A 22,369-nucleotide genomic window follows, 5' to 3' on the forward strand; every position below is an offset into this window, starting at 1 on the left:
CTTTTATTATACTTTCAAAATTATATTTTTATATAACTTTGATTTTATAGGAGTAATATGAGAGCTGATGTAAGTTTGGAATTTTTATTTGATGATGGTTCAAGCGTCTTAAAAAAGCATATAAATTTACTAAAAGCTATACAAAAAACTGGCTCTATAACAAAGGCTGCCGAGGAGGTTGGAATTTCATATAAAAATGCCTGGGATAGCCTTGATATTATAAACAACAAAAGTGATAAGCCGCTCATAGTTAGAGCTCAGGGTCTTAAGAAAAATAGTGGTTCAGAGCTAAGTGAGCACGGTAAAAAGATGATAGAAATTTATGATGCTCTTTTGCTTGCGCAGCAGGATTTTTTAGCAAAAATTTGCGCAAAGTCAAATATACAAAGTGCTGATCTTAACAGTTTTTCACGACTTGGCATAACGCTAAGTGCTAGAAACCAGTTAAATTGTGAGATAACAAGTATAAAAACAGGTGCACTCAATAGTCAAATTTTGGCCAGATTAAGTAGTGGCGAAGAGCTTGGAGCTAATATCACAGTACAAAGCGAAAATGACCTAAATTTAGCTGTGGGAAAGCGCGTGGTTTTTATATTTAAGGCACCAGCTGTAATGCTTGCAAAAGAATTTGACACCTTAAATTTAAGTGCTAGAAACCAGCTAAATGGTGAGGTTGTCTCGGTAAAAATAGGCGCTGTTACGGCTGAGGTCGTAATGCAGTTAAGTGACTCACAAACGCTAAGTGCTATCATCTCAAAAGAGAGCGCAATGGAGCTAAAAATAGGCGTTGGCGATAAGCTTAAAGCGATAGTTAAATCAAGTGACATCATTATAGGAGTATGATATGAAAAAAACATTTTTGGCGCTTTTAGCAAGCGTTACATTTGCATTTTGTGGTGAAGTTGTTGTTTTTGCAGCTGCAAATACGACTTATGCTTTTAAGGACATTGTGAAGGGGTTTAATGCAGAAAACCCAAACACAAAGATAAATGTAGTCCTTGGCGCTAGTGGTGGGCTTGTTACTCAGATACAAAACGGCGCGCCAGCCGATATTTTCATGGCGGCAGATATGCCTTTTGCTCAAAAGCTTTTTGATACAGGTTTCGCAGCTACCAAGCCAGTTGTATACGCACAAGGTGCGGTTGCTCTGTTTAGTATCCGTGATATTGACTTTAAGAAAGGCTTAAATGTTGTTACAGAACTAAAATCAATCTCAATAGCAAATCCAGAGACCGCACCTTACGGCAAAGCTAGCATACAAGCACTTAAAAATGCTGGGTTGTTTGAAAAAGTCGAGAAAAATATAGTTTATGCTGGCAAAATTTCTGAAACTCTTTCGCAGGCATTAAGTGCAGCAGATCTTGGATTTATCGCGGCTAGCTCGCTTTATGATGAAAAAATGAGCAAGTATAAAGAAAATGTAAATTATATATTTTTAGATCAAAGTCTTTATGAGCCAATTGATCAAGGCATAGTTATAACCAAAAAGGGTGAAAATAACGCAGAAGTAAAGTCATTTTATGATTTTATGCTTGGCGAAAAAGGTAGAGAAATTTTTAAACGCTACGGATATAATCTACCAAAATGATACCAGCAAAAGTCCTAGAAATTCATGAAAATGATGGCATAAGCGTAGTAAAATTTTTACACGATGAGCTTTTGTTTAGTATGCTAAGTCTTGAAAATTTAGGACTAAAAGTGGGACAGAGTGTGAGGCTTGGCTTTAAGAGCTCAGATGTTATCATCTCCAAAGCCCCACTTTTTGCTTGCTCGGTAAATAATGCCATAAAGGCAAAGATAGCTCATGCAAATATCGGCGAGATAATCGCTTGCTTACACTTAAATGCGGATGATTTTGAGTTTGAGAGCATTATTTCAAAAGAGTCGTTTTCTCGTTTAAATTTAAGTGTTGGCGATGAAGTTTATGCCTATGTTAAATCAACCTCACTTTTTATAAGCAGCTTTGATGATAGATATTGATATAAAAAAGCGACTAAATGGCGCAAATGGCGAGTTTATCTTAGATGTAAAGATGCAAATTTTAAAGGGTGAGTTTGTTTGCATTTATGGAAAAAGTGGCAGCGGAAAGACAACGCTTTTGCGCATTTTGGCTGGTTTTGAGACGCCAGAAAGCGGTAAAATTTTAGCTTTTAACAAGAGTTTTTTTGACACTCAAAAGCATATAAATTTAACTCCACAAAGCCGAAATGTAGGCTTTTTGTTTCAAGATTACGCACTTTTTGAAAATATGAATGTTTATAAAAATTTACTTTTTGCAAAAAATGATAAAAAATTTGCCGACGAGCTACTTGAAATGATGCAAATATCTGCTCTTAAAAACGCTAGGATAGCAGAGCTTTCAGGTGGTCAAAAGCAGCGTGTGGCATTAGCTCGTGCGATAATGCGCCGTCCAGAAATTTTACTGCTTGATGAACCACTTTCGGCTCTTGATAATGCTATGCGAGAGCATTTACAGGGCTTTTTACTTGCGCTACATGAAAAGTTTAAAATGAGTATCATCTTAGTAAGTCATGATGTGAGCGAAATTTATAAGCTTTGTTCAAAAGTTTTTGTGCTTGAAAATGGCACTATAACGGACATAGCGACTCCAAAAGAGATATTTTTAAAACAGTCTGGCTCAAAAAAACTAGCTTTTAATGCAAAGGTGCTTGAAATTTTACACCGTGACGCTGCGTGGATAGCCCTTGTGCTCGTTCAAAACCAGCTTTGTAGGGTGGTGCTTAGCGAAAACGAAGCTAGAAATTTATCCCAAGGCGATGATGCGCTGCTTAGCGTTAAAGCATTTGGTGCAAATTTAACAAAGATAGGATAGAGGATGATAGATTTAACACCATTTTATCTTTCGTTAAAACTTGCGCTCATTACAACACTTGTTCTTTTTGCTTTTATGTTGCCACTTGCGTTTTTGTTTGCTCGTAAAAATTTTCGTGGTAAAGCAGTTTTTGAGGCGGCTTTTTCTCTTCCATTAGTGCTTCCTCCAAGTGTCATGGGCTTTTATCTTTTGCTATTTTTATCGCCTTATAATGCTTTTGGTAAATTTATCGAAGAGACTTTTGACATAAGGCTTGTTTTTAACTTTACAGGTCTTGTGATAGCTAGCTGCATATACTCGCTTCCTTTTATGTTTGCACCTTTAAAATCAGGCTTTGAAAGCTTAAAGCCAAGTCTTTTTGAAGCAAGCTATTCTCTTGGGAAAAGTCCGCTTAGTACACTTTTTCGCGTGGCTTTGCCAAATATAAAGCCAAATTTATTAAGTGCTATTGTAGTTACATTTGCCCACACTATGGGTGAGTTTGGCGTAGTTTTGATGATAGGCGGAAGTGTGGGCGGCGAGACTAAGGTTGTGAGTATTGCCATTTATGAGGCCGTGGAGATGCTTGATTATGATTTAGCACAAACTTATGCGCTTATGATGTTAGGACTTAGTTTTGTTACTTTATTTTTATTGTATATTTTTAATCAAAAAGTTAAAATTTAGGGTATAATACGAGCTAAAACTATAAAAAAGGATTTTTATGAGTGACGCTATAACAAATAAACTAGAACACGCTTATGACGAACTTACTTACCCATCAGCGGCATTTAGATTCTCATCTCCGTTAAGACTTGAGGCGTGTGCAACGCTTTTAGGACTTAGCCCAGCTGATACGAAAAAGGCAAGGGTACTTGAGATAGGTTGCTCTTATGGTGGGAATCTCATCCCTTTTGCGATTGCAAATCCAGAGGCAAAGGTGCTTGGTATAGACCTTAGTAGCGAGCATATTCAAAAAGGTAAAGCTATTGTCGCTGATATGGGTATAAAAAATTTAGAGCTTGTAAGAAAGGATATCACAAGCCTAAGTCCAGACGATGTAAAAGGATATGGGAAATTTGATTACATCATCGCACACGGCGTTTTTAGCTGGGTTCCAGCAAATGTGCGTGATGCGATACTTAACATCATTAAAGAGCTTCTTACCCCCCCCCACGGTATTGCCTATATTTCGTATAATGTCTATCCTGGCTGGAAGATAAAAGATATATTGCGACAAATAATGCTTCAAGCAGCAAGTGGTGCTAATAATCAGATCGAGAAAGTAAAAAAGGCAAAAGAGGCACTTGAGGTTTATAAAAAATTTCTTATTGAATGCAAAAACGAAACTATCCCAGCCGATCAGCTTATCCACTTTATAAATAACACATTACTAAATAGCGAAAGCTATATAGCTCATGAGTTTTTAGATCCCATAAATCAGCCTTTTTACTTTAGAGAATTTGCTGATATGCTTGAAAAAAGGCAGTTAAGTTATCTTTGTGAAAGTAATCTTGATGATATATTTGCGCCAGGTCTTGATAATGAAGGTGCGATGAGTTTTATGCAAGAAAATATGTCACACCGCTATGATCAAGAGCAATTTATGGACTTTTTCTCAAATAAGACATTTCGTACTAGCCTTATTGTACACAAAGAGGCTTATGACAGTGTACATGGTCGTGAAATAGGTCCAAATGACTTTGCAAAGCTAAATATTGTCGCAGATTTTAAGCTTTATGATGGTAAGTGGGTTTCAAAAGATCATATAGCGGTAAAAGATAGCACGGCATGGCTTAGTGATGTTTTTAGCAGAATTTATCCACAAAGCGCAAGCTTGCCGCAGATTTTAGAACTTTTAGAGCCTGAGAAAAAACTTAGTGCATACGCAGCTTTGATAGATATTGTTAGTTTAGGAGATACAAATTTTACTGTTAGAGAGTTTGAGAGTATCTCGTATGAAGTTGGAAAAACTCGTCTAAAACCAGAGTATGCAAAGTATATCAAGTATTTTTTGCATAGTAGCGATAACCTTATATCATTTGCGAATTGTCTTAATAAAAATATGCAATTTTCAAAGGCTGATTGTTATTTGGCATTGAAATTTGATGGCGTTAATACTCTTGCGCAGATAGTTGATGAGTATCTTAAATTTATTAAGAAAAATGATGTAAAAATAGTTTCAAAAGATAACAAAGAGCTAAAGGGTGAAAAGCTTAAAAAACACGCAATGCTAGCTGTTGCGCAGCTTGAGTTTATGCTAAAAGAGGCATATTTTTTAGAAGAGTATATTAGCTAAATTTGTGAAGAATGCCATCTTCAAACATAGTAGCTATACTTTTACTCATATTTACCTTTGCTTCATAAAAGCCCATGAAAATGGGCTTTTGCTTACATGAGTCTCAATCCACAGAGTTAGTTTATGATAAAATTTCTCAAGCTCGTCTGACTTTTTAACCATTTTACCATCTTGCATATAGCTCATCTTTGCTGAAATTTTACCAGCTTTAACAAGCTTTTCATTGGTTATAATCTGTGTTTGAGTATAGGTTATAACAGGCGAATCAATCTGACTAAAAGCACCGATATGCTCGTTTTTTATCCGTGTTTCGTTATAAATTTTTAGCTCTCCAAATTTTTTTGAATATATATAGCGAGCGACTTGATCAAACGCATAAGCACTTTGTAAGCTAAAAATTTGCAAATTTTTCATAAACAAAAACTCTCCACCTATCTCGCTAATAAAGTCAAAAAATTCACGCTCATCAGCGCTATCCATATAAAAATTTTTATGCATTTACTAAGGTTTTTAGGATTTGCTCTGGGCTTACGCTAGCAGTTATTTTGTGGGTGATGAGCTTGTTTATCTTTTTATCTTTTGTTTCAAATCCGACTATGGTTTTTATCTTGGCATATTTTGGTATGATAATGCCGCGCTTTGAGCCACAAAGCTGCACTGCTATGTCGTATTTTTGCTTTTTTATGCGAAATATAGTCTTAACTTCGTTAAATACTCTTTTATGAAATTTTTGCGAACTATTCTCATCCCATGCGATATGAAGTGTGGCATTTGGGACGATCTGTATGCAAATTTGCTCATTTTGCTCTATGGTCGCAATGCCAATTTGCAATGAGCTAAAATTTGTGTTTAAAAGCTCAAGTAGGTAGATTAGCTCTTCTTTTTTAAGTGGTCTAAAGGCTGTGATTAAAATTTTTTTTCATTATCAACTTTAAATATAAATTTTGCTATCATTTTATAAAAAAGTGGCTTAAAAAGGGTAAAAATGGCAAAAAATTATATCTGTGTTTTTGACTGTGAAAGCATACCAGATGCTATACTGATAAGAAAAATTTATGGCTTTAGTGGAGATGATGAGCAAGTTGGTTTGCAGGCTTTTGAAATGCAAAAAGAGCAAAGTGGTAGCAGTTTTTTGCCTATTGTATTTCATCAGATAGTAGCTATATCGGCCGTGATCGCTGATGAGTACGGTAAGTTTATAAAAGTTAGCACTATGGAGGGCGACAGTGAGCAAGAAATTCTTACGAAATTTATAAATTTTATAAATGAGTTTAACCCTCGTCTTGTGAGTTTTAATGGCAGAGGCTTTGACTTGCCGACCATTATGGCACGCGCAATGCGATATAACCTAAGTGCTTGGGCATATTTTGAAGTGGAGAATCGTGAGCTAAATAAGAGCAAGTGGGATAACTATAGGTACCGCAACTCAGACCGCTTTCATCTTGATTTGCTTGATCATATAAGTGACTTTGGTGCGGTGCGTGGACTAAAGCTAGACCTGCTTTGCGCTAGCTTGAATTTGCCGGGTAAATACGATGTGCATGGGGATCAAGTTTTTGAGCTTTATCATGGTGGCGATATAGAAAAGATCAACGAATACTGCGAGTCTGATGTGCTAAATACCTACTGGCTGTTTTTAAAATACGAGCTTTTGCGTGGGCGTATAAACAAAGATGACTATGCAAATTCGCTAAGTGTCATGAGTAGGTTTTTACGCGAGAAAAAGGAACTCATGGGCTATACAGATGTTTTTTGCGCTGCTGTTGCTAATGAACTTGAAAGGCTTGAAGGTAAAAGAGAGTATGAGCTAGAAGTTAGTAATAATGATAATTTCAAGGATAAATTTAGTGATGACACTGATGAGTATTTTCAAAAGATAGATAAAAGCGAGCTAGGATCTCATCTTACTAAAAATGGACTAGATGGACTACTAAAAAAAGGGGCTGACACGAGCTTAAAAACAAAGCAAAAGAGCGGAAATTTATTTGAAGAAAAGTTACCAGAGATAAATCTAAATGATGAGTAATTTGTGAGAAAATTTATATTTTTATTTGTATTTTTGCTAAATTTTGCCTTTGGTATAGAGCTTTTAAGGCTTGGTGAGTTTAAGGATCAAAATGTAAGTGGCTGGCTTGCTAGTGAAAAGCTTGATGGTATAAGGGCCTACTGGGATGGACAAAATTTACTTAGCAAAAATGGTGTGAAATTTGCTACGCCAAGCGAGTTTGTGGCTGATTTTCCGCCATTTGCTTTAGATGGCGAGCTGTTTATAAGCAGAGAAAAATTTGAGCTAGTTCAGTCTGTTGTGATGGATAAAAAGCCAGATATTTTGGCATGGAAAGATGTGAAATTTTATGTTTTTGATGTGCCAGATGCAAGTGGTGGACTTTTATCTAGACTTGATGTTTTACAAAAATTTCTACAAAAACAGCCAAATGAAAATATAAAAATCATAGAACAAATTTTAATCCCTGATAACGCGTGGCTTAAAATTTTTATCTCACAAATCATAAAAAATGGCGGCGAGGGTGCAGTACTGCGCGAAGCAAATGCACCTTATGAGCGAAAACGCAGCCAAAATGCGCTAAAACTAAAGCCATTTTTTGATACAGAGTGTGAGGTGGTGGCTATAAATCAGGGTAAAGGCAAGTATAAAAATATAATGGGAAGCTTGGTTTGCAAGGATTTAAAAAGCAAGAAAAATTTTAAAATCGGCTCAGGCTTTAGCGATGAAATGCGCAAAAACCCGCCAAAAATTGGCGAGATAATCACATACAAATATCAAAATTTAACCAAAAATGGCTTGCCAAGATTTCCTGTGTTTTTACGAATTCGTAAAGATTAGTTCTTGCGATTTTTGTTAAGTACCAAAACTAGTCTTTTATCTCATCAATGATTTGTTTTAGTGCTGAGTATGAGGCAAATTGCAAATTTTCATCAAAAATATAGCTAACAGCCATTATTTCATCAAAGCCAAGCTTGGTATGAAATTCTACAAGCTCATCGCGAACGCTTTTTGCTGATCCAATAAAAGAGCACGCCGTCATCTGCTCTACCACTGCACGCTCACGCTCTTTTAACGCATCTTGCTGAAATCTGATAGGTCCAAAGTGAGGTGTATTTTTAGCTTTTTTAGACGAGTTAAAAATTTCATCATCGCCTCTAGCAGGCGGACAAAGCGGATCTCTGCTGTTTGTTACGACATTTAAGAAAAAGCGAGTTTGTGTAGTAGCAAGGCTTGTTGCCTGCTCGTTAGTGTCTGCGATAATGACATTTGCGCCAACGATTGTGTAAGGTTTTTCAAGGTATTTTGAAGGGTTAAAATTTTGCTTGTAGATACTTACCGCTAGAGCTAGTTGTCTAGGTGCAAAGTGCGATGCAAAGGCGTATGGCAGTCCAAGTTTTGCAGCAAGATATGCACTTTCAGTGCTTGAGCCTAGTATATAAAATGGCACACTAAGCCCATTTGCTGGATAAGCTTTAACTGCGTTTGTGCCATCAAAATAGCCACGAAGTTCTGAAATTTCTGCCTCAAAGTCATATATGCCAAATATATCACCGCCACGCCTTATCGCTTTTGCTGTTTGAGAATCTGTGCCCGGCGCTCTTCCAAGTCCCAGCTCAACTCTGTCAGGATAAAGTGTCTGAAGTGTGCCATATTGTTCAGCGATAGAGTAAGGACTATGATTTGGAAGCATTACGCCACCAGAGCCGACACAAATTTTACTAGTTTGCGATAAAACATGTGCTATGAGAAGTTGAGTTGCTGAGCTTGCTAGGTTTGACATATTATGGTGTTCTGCTATCCAGTAGCGTTTTATGCCAATGTTTTCAGCATGTTGAGCCAAGCGAACCAGTGCATCTATAGCATCTTTTTGATTTTGACCTTTTCGTAAGGGGGCTAAGTTTAAGATAGATAGTTTCATTTATTCGCCTATATAAAATTTAGGCTATTATAGATAAAAATGTATAATTAAGAGTAAATTTAAGGGCTAGTTTCCTAGCCCTTGTTGGCTTCAAGATTATTTGAAGTTAAGGTTTTTAACATCCTCATCGATCTTTTTAAGTCTATCTGATGGAGGAGTTGCTACTGGAGCGTGGTGACTTGTGATCTGCTCTGGAGCAGGTGGCATCTTAGCTTCTTTTGTTAGAGCGATAGTTATACCATAAGGTGCAAGCGCATTTACAAGTGAGTTTTGACCCTCTCTTGCAACAGTCTGGCACTGACCTGTGATACGAGCTGCTTCCTGTGGTCCATGGAAGCCGTAGCTGTTTTCACTAAATGCAAAGTCCCATCTAATGTGAGCTTTTCTGTGTGCATATAGCGGCTCTTTTAGAGCTTCACTGATGGCTTCTTTTCTTGCTTTTTCATCAGTTATGCTAGCAAATTTCTCATGTTTTGCGAGTTCAGCGCGAGCTACATTGATATCTTGGATAAGTGCAAGTAGGTTGTTTTCGCAGTTTCTAAGCTCATAAGCGTGGCGATTTTGGATAAATGAAATTCTATCTTTTAGCTCATCTTCGCTTTGCATATGGCAAGTTTTACAAGCTGCTGTGATATCAGCATATGGTGTTTGGATAGTGTGATTTGTAACTTTAGTAGCACCTTCGCGCTTATATGGCATGTGACAATCAACACAAGTTACACCACTTCTAGCGTGAACACTTGTTGAGTGTAGCTCAGCTTCTGGGTGTTGCATTTTAATCATCTTAGCATCAGTTTGCTTATGGCGATAGTCAGCTGCAAATTTTCCATTATCATGAACTTCATCATAGTACTCATCAAACATCTCTATCTTAAATGGCTCATCTTTTGTCCATTTTGTCCATGGGAAAACAAGGTCAGCATCTAAGCCAGGATAGTACTCAACATGGCATTGCATACATACATAATCTCTCATTTGAGCGCGTGTAGCTTTGATACCTTGTTTTACATCAGCCTCATATCCACGCTTAACCATTGCATTAACAAAGCCAGGGCGTGTAACACGAAGACTCATATCTTCTGGGTGGTGACAGTCAGCACATGCTGAACCAAGGTGTGAGCCACCAAAATCGTCTTTGCCATGTTTTGCTTCAACCATTTTCATAACATCAAAGTATGGGATAGAGTTCATCTTAGTCCATGCTTCTTTTTTAAATTCTCCTTTTTCTTTGTCAGCCGCAAAGAAACCCATCTCTAGGTCAAATGACTTAGTGCGAGTGCTTTTATCGTGTAGTTGAGTATAGTCAGGATCGTTCATGATAGCTGTTAGATGACCTGTGTGACAGTTTACACAAAAGCCTGGTTGACCCTTGAAATTTGGCAAACCATGAGCATTTAAGTACTCTTTATCATTTCTTTTTGTTTCAATCTGATCAATTTGTGTATAAAAGTGAAGGCGCGGTCTGTTATAATCAACTGCAAACGCATAGCCTTGCCAGAAAACTGTAGCAGCTGGCCATCTGATAAGTTTTGAGTATGGTAGTGAACCAGCAAATGGTGTTTCAAAAGTGATGTCTTTCATAGCAACTGTTGCGTCGTATTGACTTGGGAAATTTTTACCCCACTCACGGATGTCTGGCTTTAACTCATCGTTTTTGGCGAGCATTAACGGGTAGTGGCGCTCCTGATGTTTCTTATCGCTAATATCTGTAAAAAGTGCAAATAAACCTGCACCCGCAACGACTGCTAAGATAAAAACGATACTATACAATAGTTTGTTTTTCATGATTACTCCTTTTTGTTATTAGTAGTTATGTGCGTGTCCCACTTGTCTATGGCAAGAGACACAACTTAGGGATTCATTTTGGGCATCCGAGCCACCTGCTTGCTTAGCGTGTACTGACGGCGCTGCGTAATCACCGTGGCACTCTATACAATTGTTTTGAATAACTCGTTTACTTTTAGCATTTGCAGTAAATGCAACGGGGTTGTCCTTTGCTGTAAAGGCGTAACTGTGACCAAAACCACTTTCAGCCTTCATAAGCCACTTGCCTATGAAATCATGCGGGACATGACAGTCGTTACAGGTCGCAACATGTTGGTGTCCGCCTCGTTCCCAGCTCTCATAGACTTGGTTCATAACATGGCAGTTTTTACAGGCTGCGGGATCATCGCTCATATATGAAAAACCTTTTGCATATACGAATGTATAAATACCGTGACCCAAAACAACGCCAACACTTATGATAAGTATTAAAATGGCTAAGAAACCAGGTTGCTTTTTAGCTTCGTCTACGATTTTCAAAATACCTCCTTTATAAATTTTGCGTCAATGATAGTATAATTTAACTGAATTTTAATTGATGTAAATCAACACTAAACAAAGAAAAAATTTATTTTTAAAAATTCTTGCGATATAGTAGGGCTTTGGCTAGAAAAATAATTTTTTTAGATTAAAAAATAATTTTTAATTTTTGCAAACTATACATTAATTTATAAAATATCTGCTAAAATTACAAAAATTTTAAAGGAAGGCAAAGATGAATATTTTAGTAACAGGGGGCGCTGGATATATCGGTAGTCATGTGGTAAAATCGCTTTTAGAAAGCGGAGAGCATAATATCACTGTTATTGATAACTTTAGCAAAGGGAGCCAAAAAGCGCTTGATACACTTAAAAATTTTGGTAAGTTTAATTTTATAAATATAAGCCTTGAGGATGATTTAAGCGAGGTTTTTAGAAGTGGAAAATTTGATGCGATTATCCATTTTGCAGCATTTATAGAGGTTTTTGAAAGTACGCAAAATCCTATAAAATACTATCTAAATAATACCGCAAATGTTGCTAGAGTACTTGGTTTTTGTTATAAATATGGAGTAAATAAATTTATCTTTAGCTCAACTGCTGCGGTCTATGGTGAGCCAGATGTGCCAAGCGTCGATGAAAACAGCAAAACCGCTCCGATAAATCCATACGGACACTCAAAGCTCATGAGTGAGCAAATCATTCGTGATTATGCCACGGCAAATGAAAATTTTAGATTTGCCATACTTCGTTACTTTAATGTCGCTGGAGCAAGCATTGATGGAACTATTGGGCAAAACTATCCAAATGCGACACATCTTATAAAAGTAGCCGTTCAAACAGCGCTTAAAAAGCGTGAGAAAATGGGAATTTATGGAGATGATTACGCTACTAAAGATGGCACTTGTGTGCGTGACTATATCCATGTGTGCGACCTTGCAAATGCTCATATTTCAGCACTAAACTACATTTGTGAAAATAAAAGTGAAATTTTTAATGTAGGATATGGCAGGGGTTTTTCTGTTAAAGAGGTTATTGATGTTGCAAAGCGTGTTAGTGGAGTAAACTTTAATGTAGAAAATCAGCCAAGAAGAGATGGGGATCCAGCGATACTTATCGCAAATTCAACAAAATTACGAAATTTAACTGACTGGACACCAAAATTTGACGATCTTGATTTGATTGTTAAAACCGCACTTGAGTGGGAGAGAAAAATTTAAGTGAAAAACACAAATATCGCAGTTGTAGGTCTTGGCTATGTTGGACTTCCTCTTGCTATAGCTTTTAGCAAAAAGTATAAAGTTGTAGGTTTTGATATAAACAAACAGCGAGTTAGTGAGCTTAAAAACGGAATAGATCGCACTTTAGAGCTTGAGAAGGAGCAAGTTATTGAGGCTATTAAAAATGGGATAAACTTTAGCACGAGTCTTGATGATATCAAAGATGCAAATTTTTTTGTCATTACCGTTCCAACACCCATAGATAAAAGTAAACGCCCAAATTTACACCCACTCATAAATGCAAGCATGAGTGTATCAAAAGTGCTTAAAAAGGGCGATATAGTGGTTTATGAAAGCACTGTTTATCCGGGTGTGACAGAGGAAATTTGTGTGCCTGTTTTGGAAGAAAATGGGCTAAAATTTAATGAGGATTTTTTCTGCGGCTACTCTCCAGAGCGTATAAATCCAGGTGATAAAGAGCATACTGTAACTAAAATCAAAAAAATCACAAGCGGCTCAACACCAAAAACTGCTAACATCGTGGATAAAATTTATGGCTCTATCATTACAGCTGGAACTTACAAGGCAAGCTCTATAAAGGTCGCAGAGGCTGCAAAGGTGATAGAAAACACTCAGCGCGATATAAATATAGCCTTTATAAACGAGCTTGCGATGATATTTGCAAGGCTAAATATAGACACAAACGAAGTTTTGGCTGCGGCTGGAACAAAGTGGAATTTTTTAAAATTTAAGCCTGGACTTGTTGGTGGCCATTGTATAGGTGTAGATCCTTACTATCTTATCCACAAGGCGCAAGAGGTAGGGCACTACCCTGAGATGATACTAGCTAGCCGTCGTATTAATGAAAACATGGGGCGGCATGTAGCTTCTGAGGTTGTAAAACTGATGATAAAGCGTGATGTGCAAGTAAGTGGAGCAAAGGTGCTTGTGCTTGGGATAACATTTAAAGAAAACTGCCCAGATATACGCAACTCCCGTGTGATAGACGCTGTAAATGAGCTTTTGGAGTTTGGCTGTGTTGTTGATGTAAGTGATCCTTTGGCTGATGAGATCGAGGTTTTACATGAATATGGCATAAAGCTTTTAAAAAGCTATGAGCCTAGTGAATATGCTTGTGTTGTTATAGCTGTTGCGCATGATGAGTTTAGGTTGCTTGAGTTTAAAAATACACTTGTTTATGATATAAAAAATATATATCCAAATGCTGATGCGAGGCTTTGATTGATTATAAATTTAATAAGCTCTATCGTGGTTTTTATAGTCTCGATGGGTATAAATTTTGTCCTTACGCCATTTATCTTAAAATCGCTTGGCAACGAAGCTTACGGCTTTGTCGGACTTAGCAACGCTATCGTGACATATGCTGCGGTCATTACAGTTGCGATAAACTCTGTTAGTGGGAGATTTGTAGCGCTTGAATGGCATAAAGACGATAAGCCAAAAGCCAACGCATACTACTCATCAGTTCTTGTTGTAAATATCTTTTTTTCAATACTTATTGTTGTTTTAAGTGCTATTTTTATTTTAAATTTGGACTTTTTTTTAAATGTGTCAGAGCACTTAAAATACGATGTTGCGCTTACCTTTATATTTTATTTTATAAATTTTTGTGTAGGACTTTTTAACGGCGTTATCACAGTTTGTGCTTTTGTGCGAAACAAGCTTTACTTGCTAAGTATACGCAATGCCATCTCAAGCGCGTTACTTGCTACTATCATAGTGTTTTTGTTTTACTTTTTTAAACCCATGATAGCATACATTGCCATCGCAGCCCTTATATCTAGCTTTTTTGTACTTTTTAGCACGATATATATGAGCTCTCGCATTACTCCAGAACTTAAATTTTCACTAAAAAATTTCAAATTTAAGATGATAAAAGAGCTTTTAAGTTCAGGTATTTGGAACAGTTTAAATGCTTTAAATAACATACTTCTAACAGGCATGGATCTGTTTATATGCAATATCTTTCTTGGTGCAAATTTAACAGGTGTTTTGTCTGTCGCTAAAGCCGCGCCTATCATTTTAGAGAGCTTTTGTGTCCAGCTTAGTAGTATCTTTGCACCAAAATTTGTTGAGCTTTATTCAAAAGGTAACATTACTGCGCTTGTTGCTGAGGCAAAATTTGCGATGAAGGTTGTGGCTTATGTTATGAGTGCACCAGCTGCGGTTTTCGTGGCATTTGGGCGTGAGTTTTATACACTTTGGTTACCATTTAAGAGCGCTGATGAGATCGCGCTTATTTACAACCTTAGCATGATCTCTCTTGTGCCAGTTATATTTATAAGTTATGTGTATGCACTTTTTAACCTTGATGGCACGACAAATAAGCTTTCTCGTCCAGCTATTGCGCACACTATACTTGGCTTTAGCACGGTTTTGGTGCAAATTTTGGTATTAAAATTTACAGATTATGGGATTTATGGTATGGTTGTGTCTGGTGCAGTACTTTATAGTATGAGAATTTTGGGTTTTGACCTTATAAATGCAGCACTAAATTTGGAGGTAAAACTTACGACATTTTATGGGGTTTATTTTAAAAATTTAGCCCTTTTTGTTATTATTTGCGCATTGTTTTTGATGTTAAGAAATTTTATTAGTATAACTAGTTGGACTGAGTTTTTGCTAGTTTGTATGGGGCTTTTGGCTCTTGGTTATGTTTTAAATCTTTTTTTGATATTTAACCGCTTTGAACAAGGTATTGTGGTTAAAAAAATGCTTGCTAAGATAAAAAGGAAAATTTGATGGACTACCCAGTTTTTTTGATCTCGCTCGCAAGCGATGAGTTGCGTAGACAAACACTAAAAGAGCGTTTTGCTAGCTATGATAAATTTAACCTAATAAATGCTGTTGATGGACGAAGCATGCTTGTAAAAGAGTATTTTTCACTAGCAAGACCGTCTTTGCAAAAACATGGCAAGTTGCTTAGCCCTGGCGAGGTTGGCTGCACACTTTCACACATGAAGGCTTACGAGGAATTTTTAAAAAGTGGGGCAAAGCTTGGGCTTATCATTGAAGATGATATTATAGGTAATGATGAGTGTGTGAAGCTAGCTTTTGAAATGGCAAGTAAAATGCCTGAAAATGCGATACTTCACTGCGGCTGTCAGGACTGGTTTGAGGGTCGTTTTAGCCTTTTTGCAAAGAAAATTTTAGCTAGCGATAAAATTTTACTACAAGATAAAGACACAAGCCTATTTTGCATACCTGCCTACTCACGAACAGCCATTTGGAGCACTGCTGCTTATGTTGTAACAAGACAGAGTGCAGAGTCTTTACTAAGCACCCAAAAACACACACTTTGCGTAAGTGATCACTGGGACTTTTTGCTTGGAGAGAATGGTTTAAAGATGTATTTTTGTGATATTTTTTCACATCCTAAAATAGGTCCAACTGACTCAAATATCGAATCTGAACGAAGCGTAAGTGCATATAAACCAAGCTTAAAAGCTCGTATAGATAGTTTAAAATTTCTTTTTTATTCTCGTTTTGACTGCTATTTTAGGGGTTATGAGCGAGTTTTTAAGGCAAAAGTATGAAGCCACTTGTAAGTATAGTTATAGCTACTTTTAACCGCCCCCAACTGCTAAAAAAAGCTCTAAACTCAGCTATTTTACAAGATTATGAAAATTTACAGATCATAGTTACTGATGATGGAGATGGCGATGTTGCAGCTAAAATTTGCTCTGATTTTAATGACGCAAGGGTAACATTTGTAAAAAATACTATACACGCAAAAAGCCCAAATGGCAATAAAAATAACGGCTTTGATAATGCTAAAGGCGAGTTTATATGCTTGCTTGATGATGATGATGAGTTTTTTTCTAATAGTGCTATAAGTGAGTGTATGCAAATTTTAAAGCAAGGCTATGAGTGCGTTTTTGCTGATTGTTTAGTAGAGATAAATGGTATTTGTACGCAGCAAATTTCAGGACAAAGCCCATATAAAAAAGATGGCACGATGAGTAAGGTTGATTATCACTGTGGGCGTATAACTGGCGAGTTTTTTAAGCTTTTTTCACGAAAATTTATTGAGGATTTTCGTTTTGATGAGCGTAGTTTTGGTGGCGAAAACGAGCTTTATATTCGCTTTTTTGAGGGAAGAGTGTATTATCTTAAAAAACCACTCTATCTTTATAGGATAGAGCGCGCTGATAGTGCTACTAAAAATGCTACAAAACACGCACTTAAGGTTGCTCATGCTTATTTAAAGACGGTAAATTTGACAAAAGAGATAGCAAGCGTTCATGCACCTGAGTTTTTGGCGTTGCAGTATAAAATGGCTGCGTATTATGCAAAAATGGGCGGAGATTACGCTCTTTCGTTTAGCTGCTTGATAAAAAGCCTAAGGATGAAATTTAATAAAGAGGCACTTGTTTTACTAGCTCTTTTTATGCTTCCAAATAGCGCATTATCATGGCTTTCTGGCTTTAGAGTAAAGATAAAGCAAAGGTTTGGGATATGAAAGTTTTATTTGTCATATCTACGCTTAGAATGGGTGGAGCGGAGCGAGTTTGTGCGCTTTTAGCTTCAAAATTTAGCCAAGATCATGATGTTTGTTTGGTAAAATTCGATAATGAAGAACCATTTTATAAACTAGATGATAAGGTAAAGCTAAAGTGTTTAAATCACGGTGCAAACGAGCTTGGGATGGTGGGAAATTTTAAAAAAAGAGTTGGTAAAATTTTAGAGCTAAGAAAAATCATAAAAGATGCTAAATTTGACGCTATTATCTCCTTTTTAGATAGTACAAATTTGCTCGTTCTTGGTGCAAGTATAGGGCTAAAAACGCCCGTGATAATTAGCGAGCACACAAGTTACATGATGCCAAAAGCTGCCATTTTTGACTGGCTTAAACGCCTTATGTATCCCCTATCAAGCGCACTTAGTGTTCTTACAAAAGCAGACCTTAATCACTACAAAAAATTTTGCAAAAATATAAAGGTGATTTACAACCCATTTTTTAGCCAAAAGCCTCAAAATTTAGAGATAAAAAAAGAGAATTTAGTGCTTTTTGTTGGTCGCTTAATAGAGCTTAAAAACTGCGCGATGTTTGTAAAAATAGCTTCAAATTTGAGCCAAAGTGGCTATAAATTCGTTGTTGCGGGAGATGGAAAGTGTTTGCAAGAGTTACAAAATCTATCACAAGAGCTTGGCGCAGATGTAGAGTTTTTGGGTAATGTTTCTAATATTGGCGAGCTTTATGCAAGGGCAAAATTTTTGCTTTCTACATCAAAAATAGAGGGTCTTGGCAACACGCTTATAGAGGCTATATTTTATGATTGTGTGCGAATTTCTACAAAAACAAGCGGTGCGTGCGAGCTTATAAAGCATGAGTTTGACGGGATTTTGTGTGAGATTGATGATGTAAAGCAAATGAGTGCAGAGCTTTTACAGCTTATAAAAGATGAGCAAAAATGCGAGCAAATTTGTAAAAATGCAAGACTAAGACTTGGTGAGTTTGAGATGGATAAAATTTATGCTGACTGGCTTGAGCTTTTGGCTGTGACTGGCGTCAAAAAGGATGTGGTGTGAGAGTTTTGTTTGTTATAGCAAACCTTGCAAATGGCGGAGCGGAGCGGGTTTTGGCTTCACTTAGCTCTCATCTTGGGCTTAAAAATGAGATTCATATAGCTGTTTTAGAGCGTGATATGGGCTTTTATGAATTTGATAAAAGTATAAATTTTCATCATCTAAGCACATATGATGGCGGTAAAATTTTATCTAAGATTAAAAAAGTGGCTAAGATACGAGCGCTGTTTAAAGAGCTAAAGCCTGATTTGATAATAAGCTTTATAGACTGGACAAATGTCGTATGTGTGGCGGCAAATTTAGGACTAAATTTTAAACATATAGCTACCGAACATCATGCAAATGAGTATCTTGTAAGCCCTAAATTTCGTCTTATCCGCGATATGGCTTATCGCCGTGTGAGTGGACTTAGTGTTCTTAGTAAAAGCGACTTTGAGTATTATAGTTTTGTAAAAAATCGTGAAATTTTACATAATCCATTTGCTCTAAAATCAGGGCAAAATTTAGAAAAAGAAAATATCATTTTAAGCGTAGGTAGGCTTGAGGCAGTAAAGGGATATGATATTTATTTTAAAGCACTTGCAAAGATTGATAAAGGTTTGCTTTTAGGCTGGAAAGTGCAAATAGCTGGCGATGGAAGCTTGGCTAAAGAGTTAAAGGATATGACTAAAGACTTAGGGCTTGATGTGCAGTTTTTAGGGCATGTTAGCGATATTGCACCGCTTTATCAAAGAGCAAAAATTTTTGTTATAAGCTCAAGAAGTGAAGGGCTTTCAAATGTATTAATTGAAGCGGGGAATTTTGGATGTGTGAGAGTTTCAAGCGATACTGTTGGTGGGCTTGAGCTTATAAAAAATGGTATAAATGGTGTACTTTTTGAAAATGGAAATGATGATGAGCTGGCTAGTATGCTTACTGAAATTTTACAAGATAGTGCTTTGCAAAGTAAGATAGGTGAGCAGGCAAAGCGTGATGCTAGCGAATTTTCGCAAGAAAAAATAATGGCAAAATGGGATAAATTTATAGATAGGGTTATGAAAAAATGAAAAAATTAAGTGTATTTTTGTATTCGATGGGTCCTGGTGGTGCAGAGCGTGTGATCTCAAATTTATTGCCATTTTTGGTCCAAAACTACCAGGTGCATTTGGTGTTAATGAGTGAGGTTATAGCGTATGATTTGCCAAGCGAAGTTAAGGTGCATTTTATCGAAAATAGCGATCCTTATGAAAGTAGCATGAGTAAAAATTTACGCTTACTTTTTGCTTTGCCGCTACTAACATTAAAGTATAAAAAACTATCCGAACAACTTGGCATAGATACACACTTTGTTGTGATGAATCGTCCTTGTTATATCGCGTTAATGGCTAGAATTTTAGGACTAAAAGGCAACTTTGTTATCCAAGAAGGAAGCTGTCCTAGCAGGATCTATAAGTATGGAGTAAGTGGTTTTGTTAATCGCATTTTAACGCGCTGGCTCTATCCAAAGGCAGATTTTATCTTAGCTAACGCACAGGGTAACGCTGATGATCTAACGCAAAATTTTGCCACTCCAAAAGATAAAACAAAAGTGCTTTATAACGCCTTAAATTTAGAGGCTATAAATAAGCTTAAAAATGAGCCTTTAGATGGCGAGTTTAGACCATTTTTTATAAATATTGGTCGTCTTGACAGCGGTAAAAATCAAGCCATGTTAATCCGTGCCATAGCAAAGATAAACGATACTCGCGCAACACTTGGAATTTTAGGAAAAGGACCTTTGCAAAACGAGCTTGAAAACCTGATAAAAGAGCTTGGAGTTAGCGAGCGTGTTAAACTACTTAAAACGGATAAAAACCCATTTCGACACATTGCAAACTCCAGTGCTTTTGTCTGTGCGTCAAGGTTTGAAGGCTTTTCAAATGTACTAATCGAAGCTTTGGCATGCAAAAAAACTCTAATATCAACCGATCATCAAACTGGAGCAAGGGAGCTTTTGGGCGATGATCGGTATGGAATTTTAGTTCCAGTGGACGATGAAAATGCCATGCGAGAAGCGATGATAAAAGTCTTACAAAGCCCAGAAATACGGCAAAAATATGAAAGCATAGCTTATGAGAGAGCTAAGGATTTTGACGGCAAAAAAATAGCAGATGAGCTTATGAGATATTTGGAGAATTAATGAAAAGTGAAAAATTTATAGATAAACAGACGGGCGCATTTATCCTTATCGCCTTTATTTTTAGTGTTGTGGTAAGGCTTTATTGGATTAGCTGGGCGAGCGGGATAGAGCAGTTTTTGCATAATGGCGAGCTAATGATAAGTACAAACGATGGCTACGCGTTTGCCGAGGGTGCGCGTGATATGCTAGCTGGCTTTCATCAAGAAAATGACCTTAGCTACTATGGTATGCCGCTTTCCACACTTACTACTTGGGTTATAAAATTTCTTGGCGTTAGCATAGAGAGTGCTATGCTTTATATGAGTGTCTTTTTCTCTTCACTTGTTGTTATCCCTGTCGTGCTTATAGCAGCACAATACTCTTTGCCAAAGGCTGGATTTGCTGCGGCACTGCTTGCAGGTGTAGCAAATAGCTACTATAACCGCACGATGGCGGGATATTATGATACAGATATGCTTATCATTACTCTTGCTGTTTTTGTGGTGTGGGGAGTGATAAGAGTTGTTCAAAAAGGACATGTTTTAAGCCTTATCATAGCTCCTGTAGCTGCGTTTGTTTATATGTGGTGGTATGCCAGTGCATTTTCACTCCTTAGTGTAACGATAGGTCTTTTGGTGCTTTACACGCTTATTTTTGAGCGTAAAAAACCCCTAAACTACGCACTTATATCGCTTATGTTAATTGCTATTAGCAACATAGCTTTGGAGCTAAAATTTGCTCTTATTTTGGCTATTTATTTGCTTTTTTTGCTAAAACCAGCACTTTTAAATCTTAAAATTTCTCTTGCCGTTTTGGCTGCTGCTTTTGTGATTTTTGCAGTTGGTGGCGGACTAAATCCAATTATCTTTCAACTAAAATTTTACATTTTTAGAGATGTTAGTGAGCTTGGTGGGCTTAGCTTTAAATTTTTTAATGTCAATCAAACTATCCAAGAGTCTGGCATCGTTGATATTGTGCTATTTTGCGAACGCATAAGCGGTAGCGTGCCTGTTTTTATCATCTCGCTGATAGGCATAGTGCTTTTAAGCTTTAAATTTCGCTCGTTTGTACTATCTTTTGGAATGCTTTTACTTGGATTTTTAGCGCTTAAAGGTGGGCTTAGATTTACTATTTATGCAGTGCCAGTGATGGCTCTTGGCTTTGGGTACGCTTTAGTTTTTGTTCTTGACAGGCTAAAGCTTAGCTCAAAATTTTACAATAGTGCTTTTGTTTTGATAAATTTGCTTGCACTTTATCCAGTTTGCTTGCATATTTATAGCTACAAAATTTCTCCAGTTTTTTACCAAAAAGAGGTTAAAATTTTAGAACAGCTAAAGCAAAAAGCCGATCGCCAAGACTATGTGCTTGCTTGGTGGGACTATGGCTATCCGATACGATATTATAGTGATGTAAAGACGCTTATTGATGGTGGCAAGCACCTTGGTAGGGATAATTATGCTGTCAGTTTTGCTTTGGCTAGCCCACTTGTGTCTTCGGCAAATATGGCTCGCATGGAGGTTGAGTACACTGAGCGAGGTTTTAGAGAAAAATTTAGTGAAAATTTAAGCCAGATGATGAAAGATGCAAATACAAGCGATGTTGATACATTTATAGCTAGTTTGAGCGATAAATCTCTTGCTTTGCCAGCAAAAAGTAGAGAAATTTATTATTATTTACCTGATCGAATGATGAGTATCTTTCCTACTATCTTGCAGTTTAGTAGGCTTGATTTAAAAACTGGTCAAAGATGGGCTGAGCCCTTATTTTTTGCAACTAATTATTTTCAACAAAATAGCGATGGCATAATGCTTGCAAGCGGTGTAAGTGTGGCAAATGATATGAAAAGTATAAAGATTGGTAGTTCAAAGATTAACATAAATACTTTTTTTGAAACCAAATATAATGACAAAAATGAGCTTGAGGTAAATTCATTTTTTATCGATGAAAGCTCAAAAATTTATCTGATATTTATGCGTGATTATGGTCGTTTTTTGGTACTTGATGAGGAGATGTTTAATAGTGCTTTTATCCAGCTTTTTGTGCTTGAGCGTTTTGATGAGAGCCTTTTTGAGCCAGTTATTTTGGAAAAAGAGGCGAAAATTTTTAGGTTAAAAAGGTAAAA

At 36.8% G+C, this 22,369-nt stretch carries 22 protein-coding genes; 17 read left to right on the forward strand and 5 right to left on the reverse strand.

From position 1 onward, the window contains the following. Window positions 1-57: 57 nt before the first annotated feature. The 6 genes from U5B17_RS07500 to U5B17_RS07525 are packed head-to-tail and all read left to right on the forward strand — an operon-like array spanning window position 58 to window position 5,111. Entirely contained in the window at window positions 58-843 is a 786-nt protein-coding gene (locus tag U5B17_RS07500) for a TOBE domain-containing protein (protein ID WP_430804728.1), read from the forward strand. 1 nt (window position 844) lies between these two features. After that, window positions 845-1,588: a molybdate ABC transporter substrate-binding protein gene (gene modA, locus U5B17_RS07505; protein ID WP_430804729.1), complete on the forward strand. Its 744-nt coding sequence runs from the start codon at window positions 845-847 to the stop codon at window positions 1,586-1,588. Then, window positions 1,585-1,980 (forward strand): TOBE domain-containing protein, encoded by a 396-nt coding sequence (locus U5B17_RS07510; RefSeq protein WP_430804730.1) that lies wholly within the window; start codon window positions 1,585-1,587, stop codon window positions 1,978-1,980. The genes modA and U5B17_RS07510 overlap by 4 nt, the downstream gene beginning before the upstream one ends. After that, window positions 1,967-2,833 (forward strand): ABC transporter ATP-binding protein, encoded by an 867-nt coding sequence (locus U5B17_RS07515; protein ID WP_430804731.1) that lies wholly within the window; start codon window positions 1,967-1,969, stop codon window positions 2,831-2,833. Before U5B17_RS07510 ends, U5B17_RS07515 begins: the two co-directional genes overlap by 14 nt. Window positions 2,834-2,836: 3 nt before the next feature. Beyond that, window positions 2,837-3,499, forward strand: a complete 663-nt coding sequence (gene modB, locus U5B17_RS07520) for a molybdate ABC transporter permease subunit (RefSeq protein WP_430804732.1) — start codon at window positions 2,837-2,839, stop codon at window positions 3,497-3,499. Window positions 3,500-3,536: 37 nt separating this feature from the next. Then, window positions 3,537-5,111, forward strand: coding sequence for a methyltransferase regulatory domain-containing protein (locus U5B17_RS07525; RefSeq protein ID WP_430804733.1), 1,575 nt, complete (start codon window positions 3,537-3,539; stop codon window positions 5,109-5,111). Window positions 5,112-5,162: 51 nt separating this feature from the next. Here U5B17_RS07525 and U5B17_RS07530 read toward each other — a convergent pair whose 3' ends face one another. Both U5B17_RS07530 and U5B17_RS07535 read right to left on the reverse strand, forming a co-directional pair. Next, entirely contained in the window at window positions 5,163-5,609 is a 447-nt protein-coding gene (locus U5B17_RS07530; protein WP_430804734.1) for a hypothetical protein, read from the reverse strand. Next, complete coding sequence (locus tag U5B17_RS07535) at window positions 5,602-5,943, reverse strand: hypothetical protein (protein ID WP_430804735.1); 342 nt, start codon at window positions 5,941-5,943, stop codon at window positions 5,602-5,604. Before U5B17_RS07535 ends, U5B17_RS07530 begins: the two co-directional genes overlap by 8 nt. A gap of 153 nt (window positions 5,944-6,096) precedes the next feature. Between U5B17_RS07535 and U5B17_RS07540 the strand changes: the two genes are divergently transcribed. Beyond that, a complete protein-coding gene (locus U5B17_RS07540; RefSeq protein ID WP_430804736.1) occupies window positions 6,097-7,137 on the forward strand; it encodes a 3'-5' exonuclease in 1,041 nt (346 codons plus the stop codon). Window positions 7,138-7,140: 3 nt separating this feature from the next. Then, window positions 7,141-7,956 carry a DNA ligase gene (locus tag U5B17_RS07545; protein ID WP_430804737.1) on the forward strand — a complete coding sequence of 272 codons (816 nt, stop codon included), beginning with the start codon at window positions 7,141-7,143 and terminating at the stop codon, window positions 7,954-7,956. Between the two features lie 28 nt (window positions 7,957-7,984). Here the strand turns inward: U5B17_RS07545 and U5B17_RS07550 are convergent, their stop codons facing one another. The 3 genes from U5B17_RS07550 to nrfH all read right to left on the reverse strand — a co-directional run bounded on the left by U5B17_RS07550 (window position 7,985) and on the right by nrfH (window position 11,341). Continuing rightward, window positions 7,985-9,037, reverse strand: coding sequence for an LLM class flavin-dependent oxidoreductase (locus tag U5B17_RS07550; RefSeq protein WP_430804738.1), 1,053 nt, complete (start codon window positions 9,035-9,037; stop codon window positions 7,985-7,987). Window positions 9,038-9,133: 96 nt separating this feature from the next. Then, complete coding sequence (locus U5B17_RS07555; protein WP_430804739.1) at window positions 9,134-10,822, reverse strand: ammonia-forming cytochrome c nitrite reductase subunit c552; 1,689 nt, start codon at window positions 10,820-10,822, stop codon at window positions 9,134-9,136. Window positions 10,823-10,840: 18 nt separating this feature from the next. Beyond that, window positions 10,841-11,341, reverse strand: coding sequence for a cytochrome c nitrite reductase small subunit (nrfH, locus tag U5B17_RS07560; RefSeq protein WP_430804740.1), 501 nt, complete (start codon window positions 11,339-11,341; stop codon window positions 10,841-10,843). A gap of 235 nt (window positions 11,342-11,576) precedes the next feature. Here nrfH and galE point away from each other — a divergent pair, with 235 nt between their 5' ends. From galE to U5B17_RS07605, 9 genes are read left to right on the forward strand one after another with little or no spacing between them, the layout of a single operon-like run. After that, window positions 11,577-12,560 carry a UDP-glucose 4-epimerase GalE gene (galE, locus tag U5B17_RS07565; protein ID WP_430804741.1) on the forward strand — a complete coding sequence of 328 codons (984 nt, stop codon included), beginning with the start codon at window positions 11,577-11,579 and terminating at the stop codon, window positions 12,558-12,560. Beyond that, on the forward strand, window positions 12,561-13,802 hold the full coding sequence (locus tag U5B17_RS07570; RefSeq protein WP_430804743.1) for a nucleotide sugar dehydrogenase: 1,242 nt from the start codon (window positions 12,561-12,563) through the stop codon (window positions 13,800-13,802). Next, complete coding sequence (locus tag U5B17_RS07575) at window positions 13,803-15,323, forward strand: MATE family efflux transporter (RefSeq protein WP_430804744.1); 1,521 nt, start codon at window positions 13,803-13,805, stop codon at window positions 15,321-15,323. Next, on the forward strand, window positions 15,323-16,117 hold the full coding sequence (locus tag U5B17_RS07580) for a glycosyltransferase family 25 protein (protein WP_430804745.1): 795 nt from the start codon (window positions 15,323-15,325) through the stop codon (window positions 16,115-16,117). Before U5B17_RS07575 ends, U5B17_RS07580 begins: the two co-directional genes overlap by 1 nt. Then, complete coding sequence (locus U5B17_RS07585) at window positions 16,114-17,043, forward strand: glycosyltransferase family 2 protein (protein ID WP_430804746.1); 930 nt, start codon at window positions 16,114-16,116, stop codon at window positions 17,041-17,043. Before U5B17_RS07580 ends, U5B17_RS07585 begins: the two co-directional genes overlap by 4 nt. Continuing rightward, entirely contained in the window at window positions 17,040-18,113 is a 1,074-nt protein-coding gene (locus tag U5B17_RS07590; protein ID WP_430804747.1) for a glycosyltransferase, read from the forward strand. Before U5B17_RS07585 ends, U5B17_RS07590 begins: the two co-directional genes overlap by 4 nt. Continuing rightward, a complete protein-coding gene (locus U5B17_RS07595; protein WP_430804748.1) occupies window positions 18,110-19,156 on the forward strand; it encodes a glycosyltransferase in 1,047 nt (348 codons plus the stop codon). The genes U5B17_RS07590 and U5B17_RS07595 overlap by 4 nt, the downstream gene beginning before the upstream one ends. After that, entirely contained in the window at window positions 19,153-20,268 is a 1,116-nt protein-coding gene (gene pglJ / locus U5B17_RS07600) for an N-acetylgalactosamine-N,N'-diacetylbacillosaminyl-diphospho-undecaprenol 4-alpha-N-acetylgalactosaminyltransferase (RefSeq protein ID WP_430804749.1), read from the forward strand. The genes U5B17_RS07595 and pglJ overlap by 4 nt, the downstream gene beginning before the upstream one ends. After that, window positions 20,268-22,367 (forward strand): STT3 domain-containing protein, encoded by a 2,100-nt coding sequence (locus U5B17_RS07605; RefSeq protein ID WP_430804750.1) that lies wholly within the window; start codon window positions 20,268-20,270, stop codon window positions 22,365-22,367. The genes pglJ and U5B17_RS07605 overlap by 1 nt, the downstream gene beginning before the upstream one ends. Window positions 22,368-22,369: the final 2 nt, after the last annotated feature.

Source organism: Campylobacter australis (genome assembly GCF_050586305.1).
In the GTDB taxonomy this organism is placed as follows: domain Bacteria; phylum Campylobacterota; class Campylobacteria; order Campylobacterales; family Campylobacteraceae; genus Campylobacter_A.

Coding starts and splice junctions, on each gene's coding strand:
- U5B17_RS07500 (WP_430804728.1), top strand. CDS start 58: ATGAGAGCTGATGTAAGTTTGGAATTTTTATTTGATGATGGTTCAAGC.
- modA (WP_430804729.1), top strand. CDS start 845: ATGAAAAAAACATTTTTGGCGCTTTTAGCAAGCGTTACATTTGCATTT.
- U5B17_RS07510 (WP_430804730.1), top strand. CDS start 1,585: ATGATACCAGCAAAAGTCCTAGAAATTCATGAAAATGATGGCATAAGC.
- U5B17_RS07515 (WP_430804731.1), top strand. CDS start 1,967: ATGATAGATATTGATATAAAAAAGCGACTAAATGGCGCAAATGGCGAG.
- modB (WP_430804732.1), top strand. CDS start 2,837: ATGATAGATTTAACACCATTTTATCTTTCGTTAAAACTTGCGCTCATT.
- U5B17_RS07525 (WP_430804733.1), top strand. CDS start 3,537: ATGAGTGACGCTATAACAAATAAACTAGAACACGCTTATGACGAACTT.
- U5B17_RS07530 (WP_430804734.1), bottom strand. CDS start 5,609: ATGCATAAAAATTTTTATATGGATAGCGCTGATGAGCGTGAATTTTTT.
- U5B17_RS07540 (WP_430804736.1), top strand. CDS start 6,097: ATGGCAAAAAATTATATCTGTGTTTTTGACTGTGAAAGCATACCAGAT.
- U5B17_RS07550 (WP_430804738.1), bottom strand. CDS start 9,037: ATGAAACTATCTATCTTAAACTTAGCCCCCTTACGAAAAGGTCAAAAT.
- U5B17_RS07555 (WP_430804739.1), bottom strand. CDS start 10,822: ATGAAAAACAAACTATTGTATAGTATCGTTTTTATCTTAGCAGTCGTT.
- galE (WP_430804741.1), top strand. CDS start 11,577: ATGAATATTTTAGTAACAGGGGGCGCTGGATATATCGGTAGTCATGTG.
- U5B17_RS07580 (WP_430804745.1), top strand. CDS start 15,323: ATGGACTACCCAGTTTTTTTGATCTCGCTCGCAAGCGATGAGTTGCGT.
- U5B17_RS07585 (WP_430804746.1), top strand. CDS start 16,114: ATGAAGCCACTTGTAAGTATAGTTATAGCTACTTTTAACCGCCCCCAA.
- U5B17_RS07590 (WP_430804747.1), top strand. CDS start 17,040: ATGAAAGTTTTATTTGTCATATCTACGCTTAGAATGGGTGGAGCGGAG.
- pglJ (WP_430804749.1), top strand. CDS start 19,153: ATGAAAAAATTAAGTGTATTTTTGTATTCGATGGGTCCTGGTGGTGCA.
- U5B17_RS07605 (WP_430804750.1), top strand. CDS start 20,268: ATGAAAAGTGAAAAATTTATAGATAAACAGACGGGCGCATTTATCCTT.